The 1,031-nt window shown below is 76.1% G+C and carries 1 protein-coding gene; it reads right to left on the reverse strand.

From position 1 onward, the window contains the following. Nucleotides 1-97: 97 nt before the first annotated feature. A complete protein-coding gene (locus HO151_RS00220; protein WP_173894119.1) occupies nucleotides 98-820 on the reverse strand; it encodes a class I SAM-dependent methyltransferase in 723 nt (240 codons plus the stop codon). Between the last annotated feature and the right edge of the window lie 211 nt (nucleotides 821-1,031).

Here is a 1,031-nt window from a genome sequence, read left to right on the forward strand (position 1 = left end):
GCTGTGACATTTACGGCTCCGCCGCGGGGCGCGCCCAGCCCTCACCCACCCGCACCCGACAACGCACCCACCCCTCCCCCACGCCCCCACGTCCCCCTCACCCCCGCCGCACCACAACCCACCGCGAAGGCAGCTCAATGGCGGAGCCGTCCGCACCGCGCTCCGCGGTGACGAGCGGCAACCCCCCTTCCGCCAGCACCACGAGCCCCGCGGCCCGCAGGTACCCGGGGACGGCGGCGTCGGCCACCTCCCCCGGCGCGATCCCGTGCCGGAAGACGGGCGCGAGCTTCGCCGGCGGCCCCCCGGGCTCCCGCGCGAGCCCCCGCAGCACCACCCCCGCCGCCTCGGACGGCTCGACGAGGAACGCCCGTCCCCGGTCGCCCACCAGCGTGGCGATCCCGTCGACGAGCGCCTGCCGGTCGCCCTCCTCGCACTGGTGCAGGACCCCTCGCACATAGACGTTCGCGTCGCCCAGTTCGGCATGCAGCATCTCGGCCTCGGCCCGCTCCGCCGCGTCGAACAGGCGGTAGGAGGCCTGCCCCGCCGGATCCGCCAGCCGGGCGTGGTCGAGGGCGGCGGCCGACAGATCGGCGCCGACCACCCGCGGGTACCGGTCGGCGAGGAACCGCGTCTGTGTGCCGTTGCCGCAGCCGAGGTCCACGAGGGGCAGTCCGGGCGCGGTCAGGTGCGGCTCGAACAGCGCGAGGTGGACCCGCGCGGTGACGGCGGGCGCGGCGTCCCAGAAAACGGCCCCCTGCCCGGCGGGAGCCTCACGCCAGAAGCCCTCCCAGGCATCTCTGTACCGACTGGTCACGCTCATACCGGCTCCCCGGGGTGCGGCAGCGGACCGTCGGCGGACCGCCGGAAAGTGACGGGCAGTCCGGTCTACCGCGCCCGGCGCGGGGCGACAAGCACACGGCGCACACCTTCACGGCACCTACGACACCCACGACACCCGTACGCCGCTGTGCGCCCCCGGCGCCGTGCCGTGCCGGGAGGAGGCCGTGCCAGGAGGAGGGCGGGCCGGGAGG

Source organism: Streptomyces sp. 8P21H-1, assembly GCF_013302945.1.

Coding starts and splice junctions, on each gene's coding strand:
- HO151_RS00220 (WP_173894119.1), bottom strand. CDS start 820: ATGAGCGTGACCAGTCGGTACAGAGATGCCTGGGAGGGCTTCTGGCGT.